Annotated in this window: 7 protein-coding genes; 3 read left to right on the forward strand and 4 right to left on the reverse strand. The window is 40.4% G+C overall.

Annotation, left to right across the window (positions count from 1 at the left end; genetic code table 11):
- The 4 genes from B2633_RS02270 to B2633_RS02285 all read right to left on the reverse strand — a co-directional run.
- Positions 1–341: alpha-helical endospore appendage domain-containing protein (locus B2633_RS02270; RefSeq protein ID WP_483168916.1), on the reverse strand; the 341-nt coding region annotated here is incomplete at its 3' end.
- Between the two features lie 294 nt (positions 342–635).
- The gene (locus tag B2633_RS02275; protein WP_061215284.1) at positions 636–938 is read right to left on the reverse strand and encodes an alpha-helical endospore appendage domain-containing protein; all 303 of its coding nucleotides are present in this window, start codon (positions 936–938) and stop codon (positions 636–638) included.
- 94 nt (positions 939–1,032) lie between these two features.
- Positions 1,033–2,214, reverse strand: a complete 1,182-nt coding sequence (locus tag B2633_RS02280) for a glycosyltransferase (protein WP_082736250.1) — start codon at positions 2,212–2,214, stop codon at positions 1,033–1,035.
- A gap of 41 nt (positions 2,215–2,255) precedes the next feature.
- Positions 2,256–2,873, reverse strand: coding sequence for a class I SAM-dependent methyltransferase (locus B2633_RS02285; RefSeq protein WP_061215283.1), 618 nt, complete (start codon positions 2,871–2,873; stop codon positions 2,256–2,258).
- Between the two features lie 131 nt (positions 2,874–3,004).
- On the opposite strand from B2633_RS02285, the gene B2633_RS02290 reads away from it, so the two are divergent.
- The 3 genes from B2633_RS02290 to B2633_RS02300 all read left to right on the forward strand — a co-directional run bounded on the left by B2633_RS02290 (position 3,005) and on the right by B2633_RS02300 (position 6,741).
- Positions 3,005–5,029, forward strand: coding sequence for a glycosyltransferase family 4 protein (locus B2633_RS02290; protein ID WP_483168918.1), 2,025 nt, complete (start codon positions 3,005–3,007; stop codon positions 5,027–5,029).
- Between the two features lie 72 nt (positions 5,030–5,101).
- Complete coding sequence (locus B2633_RS02295) at positions 5,102–5,923, forward strand: glycosyltransferase family A protein (protein ID WP_061215281.1); 822 nt, start codon at positions 5,102–5,104, stop codon at positions 5,921–5,923.
- A 104-nt stretch (positions 5,924–6,027) separates the two neighbouring features.
- A complete protein-coding gene (locus B2633_RS02300; RefSeq protein WP_276623937.1) occupies positions 6,028–6,741 on the forward strand; it encodes an alpha-helical endospore appendage domain-containing protein in 714 nt (237 codons plus the stop codon).
- Positions 6,742–6,790: the final 49 nt, after the last annotated feature.

The raw sequence follows: 6,790 nt of genomic DNA on the forward strand, positions 1-6,790 counted from the left end.
GGTGGCACCGGTGGACATGGGGGTATCGGCGGACGTGGGGGAATTGGTGCCGGGAATCGCTGGTGGAAGAACCGGGTAACTTTCTCCAATTTTCTAAGGAGAAGCCATTCTTTCATAATTACCGTTTCCAAGGTTTCATTCACAACCGCATTAAAGTCTATTAAAACATCTGCCGGGGTACACGATGATATATGACCAATAAAATACTGAATTTTCTCCGCTTCCGCATTTAGCAAATGAGATAAAGCGATTTCTTCCAGGGCGATAGAATCCAGGAGATCGATAATTGTATGATATAAATCGGGACGATGATGCTGGGGAGGGAATTCAGGCATAGTCATATTACTCAACGCCTTTCTGTTATTATTATGTTAATATTAATATTCAATCCGTTGCCTAGTTGTTAAAAAATAGACACTCTATTCGTTGCAAGCCTATAGGCATTTGAGAACGCTATTAGACAGCACTGTCCGTAAACATGATGATTGGGAATGCGGTTAAATAGGAAATCAGCCACTCCCGTTTTCCTCCAGAATGCCTGTACATAATTATTGGTAAATGAAATGGGTTATTTGAGAAAGTATAACTTTGCCAAATAACCCTGAAATCAAGACCTTAATTTATAGTTATTATTATTAACCGGGGGGAATATCCAGGATGTCTTCTAATTTAAACTCCAGCAACATTTGGTTCTTTAGAACAGTTTGCAAAGACCTTCTTACTTCACGGTTAACAGAGAGTAAGCCCGAAATGGAAGTTGCTGTTATAGTTAACCCAGGAAGGGTTCCCAATACAGCCTGTAGTTTTTCACCCTCAGCATTAATAATATGGGCTAAACCAAGTTCCTCCAATGCTACGGAGGCTAACAACAGGTTTATAACTTGAGTTCTATTGAGGTTTATTGATGGGGTAATAGTTGGAATAGTTGGCAATGACATTACTTAATCCCTCCTTTTTACATAATATACTCTATAAATATGTTGTTAAAGAGCGACTTGTTACAATTCTACATATCCCATTTTGAAAAAAACGCTATTTAGTACTTTCTAAAAGTCTCATAAACTCGGGTTTAAGATATTTTATACGATCAGCCAGGCTGGGGTGCATGTTTATTAGTTTAGTAATAGCCTCGCGAGCCGGTATATAATTATTCGAAATAATTAACGCCTTAAGATATGCCAAAAAGGCTTCCTCTTCATTTTTTAATTCCTCAAAACAAAGCCCTGCATAAAACCAGGCACTGAAACTGCCCAATCCCTTGATAGTTAAATAATTAAGGTTGCTTTCACCTAATTCGAGGCATTTTCGGAAACAATCTAATGCTTCTTGATACATTTTTTTGTAATAAAGGATTACTCCCATATAGAACTTTAGATCTACATAATCAGGATACATTTTAACTGCGGATTTAATGCCTGGCCATGCTCCCTCCCAGCTTCCGGTTTCCATTAAAATCGAATACTTCAAACTATAAAGCATCGAGGGGGGCGGAATAATTCCTTCATTTATAAATAATTCTATAGATTGATTAACATGCTCAAAGGCTTTATTAAACTCATTGCTCCGATAGTACTCTGCTGCCAGATAATAATGGGTCCAGGAATGATTCTTTTCTTCTGCTAATTCTCGTAATAACAAACTAACATTTCTCTTAAATTTCTGCTTATTCTCTACCTGTGAGTTCATATACCCATAATGATAGATTTTTAAATCTAAAAACCCCACCCGGTCTTGTTCATACGCTGAGGAAAGGTTAAGCCACTCATGGATTTTATTTTCAAAGCGGAAGCCCATATGGTTTCTAAAAAACCGGGGTTGAGCTATTTGAACCACCTGGTCATGATCAACCGCTTCACCGTAGAAATTAATAAGCGGGACTGAGAGAGCATCATAATCCTCAAAGAGTGTCTGATTATTTAGCTGATTCCTATTCTCTGGAGCTACTTCCTCATCTGCATCCAACCATAAAACCCAATCCTGGGTAACTTTATCCAGTCCAAAGTTGCGGGCCTCGGCAAAGTTGTTATTCCATGGGTAAGGGAAAACCTGAGCGTTATAGGAACGGCAAATTTCTATGGTTTTATCTGTTGACCCCGTATCGATAATGATAATTTCATCTACCAGGTTTATTACGCTATCTAAACATCTCTTTATACAGTTTTCTTCGTCTTTTACAATCATTGCTAAAGACAGGCTCTTTTTGTTTTGACCCACAAAGGCACCTCCTGATAAAGCAATAAGAACTGGAGAGAGGTTTACTTTTTTACCAGGATTAAACGCTCGGCTAAATTAAACCACCATATATCGGGATTATAAATAACGTTGGTTGAGCATATCTTCCCGCCCAGTTCCACAAATTTGGCTTCCCACCACTCTCGGGGCTTAATATTTATGTGGGTAGGATCAATATCATCCGGTTCATACTTAGTCACAACGTACACTAAAACCCATTTGCTGGAAACGCGCAATAACTCGGCACAGGTTGGGTAAGCTAATTCTTCGGGAATATGTTCTAAAACATCAAAAATGGTAACCAGGTCAAACTCGTTGCTGTTATAGGTCAAATCCGAGGCCAAACCAAGTTTTACCCGGTCGTTAACTTCTGCCGGTACTTTGCTTACCGCATAATCGGAGGCATCTATGCCGTAGGCATCAACTCCCCGCTCATAAAGAGCTTTAACCATAAAGCCCTTGGCACATCCTACATCCAACGTTTTAGCCGGTGCATAATGTTTTATTATATGTGCGGCTGTTTTTTCTACTTCCCCGCCAATTCTTTCCCAGGAATAATCTACATAGTTACTTTTCCCTGACTGGCATCCCCGGTCAAAATAGTCCTGGTCATAAAAAGATAAGTCAGAGCAACCTGCCACTACTTAACCCCCTCTCCATTACTTACCCTCGGAAAACCAGTGTTTAATAAGTCCAAAGGGTCCTTAAACTCACTTAAAAACTCATAGTCTCATAAGATATCAAAATGGATTTCTTATCTTCATAATATGTATTGAAGAAAAAGGCGTGTTTGCAGAATCATTCAAAAAAATCCGTTACCCCCAAAAGCGATCAAGGAGAATGCGATTTGACAAGAGCGTTAACCACGGATTCCAAACCGAGGGATAAAAAATTCAGTGCTGAAATGCTGGAAATAGTAAGGGTACTGAATTCTCAAAAACATAAGGCGGCAATACTCTATCTTATTCCTGAAAATGAGAATCCCAAACGGGAATTAATGCAACTCTTGAGGGAAATGTCTTACAAGGGGTATCTGTGTTTTTTATGCAAGCCATCGGATTCAGGGGGCATAGAGACTCTGGAGGAGAAGCTGATTTTAGTTAATCAAGGGTTCTCCCTTATCCCGGTAATAAAAAGCCTTTCCGCTATTGTATTGTCGACACAAAACATTCATCCGGATTGGGCTGAAGTTTTACATCATAAACTGCTTTGGTTCCACATTGATATGGACACTCCTAATGATATATCGGAGGACATTTCTAAGCAGGCAAACCTGATTAGTTATTTTCCAAGCACCTCGATTATGGAGAAGTTTTCCTCTAACAGTAAAGGGTTATGTCTCAAAGAGGGTCAGGAAAATCAAGCCAACGTAGCTTTAATAGAAGCAAGAATAAAGTCTCTCCCGCTCGGTTGGCTGCCTTATGCCAACCTTAATCTTCTGGGGAAGGTTGCTGTAATGACGGCGACTTTCTTGGATTTTTGCGGAGAGTATTTTTATAATGGGGGAGCTGAACGCTATTTACTTGATTTAGCGGAAATTTGCACAGAGCTTAATAATCAATTGATTGTTTTTCAATATGGGGATTACTCCTGGATGCGGCGCTTTAAAAATATCGACATTGTATCTTTAAGTCGACGTGGAATAAGGGCTGAAGGCTGGATATTAAAATGTGCCAGGGACTTTAACCAGGTTTTTTATGAACAAGTTCAGGGGAGAACAGCCCTCAATATCTATTCAGCCTTTTTTGAGGCCTGGCCACTGGCAGCTGCTCCCAATATAGGCATAAGTCATGGAGTTTCCTGGGATAATCCATACAATGACTACGAAAACGCGGTAGAGTACTGGCTGATGAACCAGCGCTATATTGATGGAGCTAAAGCTTGTGAAGACCTGGTTTCGGTAGATACTAATACCGCCAATTGGTTGCAAACGGTAGATTTTGACCTGGGGCAAAAGACTAAATTGATTCCCAACTATGTCAACCTGTCGGTATTTAAGCCGGCAGAAGATTATTTGGAAAAGGGAGATAAGACAGTAATTCTTTATCCCCGCCAGCTTTATTCCGCGCGAGGGCTATATATGGTTCTGGAAATTTTGGATGATATTTTAGAGCAATATCCTGAAGTTGAATTTCATTTTGTGGGCAGAGGGGGAGAACAAGATATAAATCAGGTCATAGAAAAACAAAAAAAATGGAGTGAAAGGGTGAGACATTATCCCCTGTCAATGGAGGAAATGCCCCGAGCTTACCAGGCTGCGGATATTTCTCTAATTCCGTCGGTTCACAGTGAAGGCACCAGTTTATCCTGTCTGGAAGCGATGGCTTCCGGTAATGCGGTTATAGCCACTCGGATTGGTGGGTTATCGGACTTGATTATTAATAACTACAATGGTTTTTTGATTGATCCCCGACCAGAGGAGCTAAAGCAGGCCATTATGAATTTATTAGATAATCCGGAGCAATTAAATTTATTCAAAAGACGAAATCTCGAAGTGGCCCTGGCTTTTTCCCAGGATCTTTGGCGCAAGCGCTGGCTGCTTTTACTAAAAAACAAGATAAATGAGATACCTGCAAATAAAATAACAAATAGCCGAACCGTTGAAATTAAACTCCTAAGTAACCCGGTCGATTACGGTAAATTAGGGGAATTGATTATAACGTTATTAGCCAACGGAGACCTGGTCTATGTTCGCTCCAGTGAAGTGCCCGAACCTGAATTAAGCTTTGCCCGAATTCAATGGCTGGCACCCGAAACGCCATTATTTGCCCCCTGTGATTTGACTATCGAATGGTAAGGAGAATTAGCGTGAAAAATACTTTTTCATTACTATTTGTATCACCGCTGGTGCGGCGAGATGGAGGTTTTTATGCCAGAAGGTAAGCCCAGGGTACTCCTGGGAAGTCCAATTCGCCAGAAGACTGAAATATTAAGTAATTTCTTATCAAGCATTAAGGAATTAAGCATGAGCACGGTTAACCTTGATTTTTATTTTATTGATGACAATAGCGAAGAAGAATCCAGCCAATTGCTGGCCGCTTTTGCTGCCCGGAATCCGAATACATCTCTTACCAAAGTGCAAGATGAAAGACCGTATATATGTAACGAGAGTACCCATATTTGGGAGGAAGAACTTATTTGGAAAGTAGCAGAATTGAAAAACAGCATTATTAACAAAGCAAGGGAAGATGATTATGATTATTTGTTTTTGGTTGACTCGGATTTAGTGTTACATCCCCAAACATTAGAGCATTTAGTAAGCCTGAAAAAAGATATTGTATCAGAAATATTTTGGACCAGGTGGCAGCCTGATTTCCCTGAATTACCACAAGTATGGGTTTCTGACCAGTATAACCTGTTCAAGTGTTTTAGAGGAGAAAACTTAAGCGAGAGCCAGGTCTTACAGCGGGTTCTACAATTTCTGAACCAAGTGAAAGTGCCCGGAGTTTACAAAGTTGGCGGTTTGGGAGCCTGCACTCTAATAAGCAAGAGGGCTATTCAGGCCGGAGTTAATTTTAAGGAAATTTATAATATTAGCTTTGTGGGCGAGGACCGGCATTTTTGCATTCGTGCTGTCGCTCTGGGTTTTGAACTTTTTGTAGATACGCATTATCCGGCTTTCCATATTTACAGACTCTCTGAGCTGGGTGGCCTTGCAGAGTTTAAGATGCGCATAAATCAAACGATATAACGAACTTTCTATGTTTAAAAATACAACATTAATGGACTATTTTAACATTTTTAAAAAGCGAGCATAAAATAATAGCATAACCCCTAATAAGGAGTTGATTGAATATGTCATTTCCGACTATTCCCAGTATTACTCCGTCAATAAGTATAAATAGAACCCAGGTTATCAACCTGCTATTAGCATCTATAGCCCTGGAAGAGCTTGGTTTGGCCCATATTATTAATGCTGAGGGTGAAAAATTACAGGCTGTATTGGGAGCTCTTCCTGGTTTATCCGTAAAAGCAACCTCCATTTCGGGTTTACTCTCTGTAAACCGTGAAGTGAGGCGGACATTACAAACAATTATAAAGAATCAGATGCTCCTGCAATTTAAACTTGAGGATATCATGGATATATTTTCAACACCGACCCGGCCTCCCTCCCCTCCTATATTTGTTGATGCAGGTTCAGCCTGGGGAGTGGGAATTGAGTACGGTACCGGCAATGCTCAGTATTTCACTTTTGAAAGTACGGATACAGAAAAAACTGTTGTTCTTGGGTTGGGGGCAACTAATATTCCTGTGGGTACGGTACACCTTCTTCGCCAAGGCACTAACTTATTAGTAACCTTTACAACCGATTTTCCCTATGTAATGAACCAGGTGCATCTATATGTCGGTGCTACTGCTCCAGTTAACAGTAATCCTGGAAGTTTTCCATATAAATATCCACCTGCCCCTGATGGCTATTTTACAACCTATACGTTTACTGTTGATGTAAGTGGTATTCCCGGGACGATTTATGTAGCCGCTCACGCTCACATTCTACAGCAAGTCTAACGGTTCAAGCAGGCAACAGAACCGTCCCCTTGCCTGCTGCCCTTGCCTG

Origin of the sequence: Syntrophomonas sp. UBA1041, from assembly GCF_002316705.1 — a bacterium.
GTDB lineage: Bacteria > Bacillota > Syntrophomonadia > Syntrophomonadales > Syntrophomonadaceae > DTU019.

Coding starts and splice junctions, on each gene's coding strand:
- B2633_RS02275 (WP_061215284.1), bottom strand. CDS start 938: ATGTCATTGCCAACTATTCCAACTATTACCCCATCAATAAACCTCAAT.
- B2633_RS02295 (WP_061215281.1), top strand. CDS start 5,102: ATGCCAGAAGGTAAGCCCAGGGTACTCCTGGGAAGTCCAATTCGCCAG.
- B2633_RS02300 (WP_276623937.1), top strand. CDS start 6,028: ATGTCATTTCCGACTATTCCCAGTATTACTCCGTCAATAAGTATAAAT.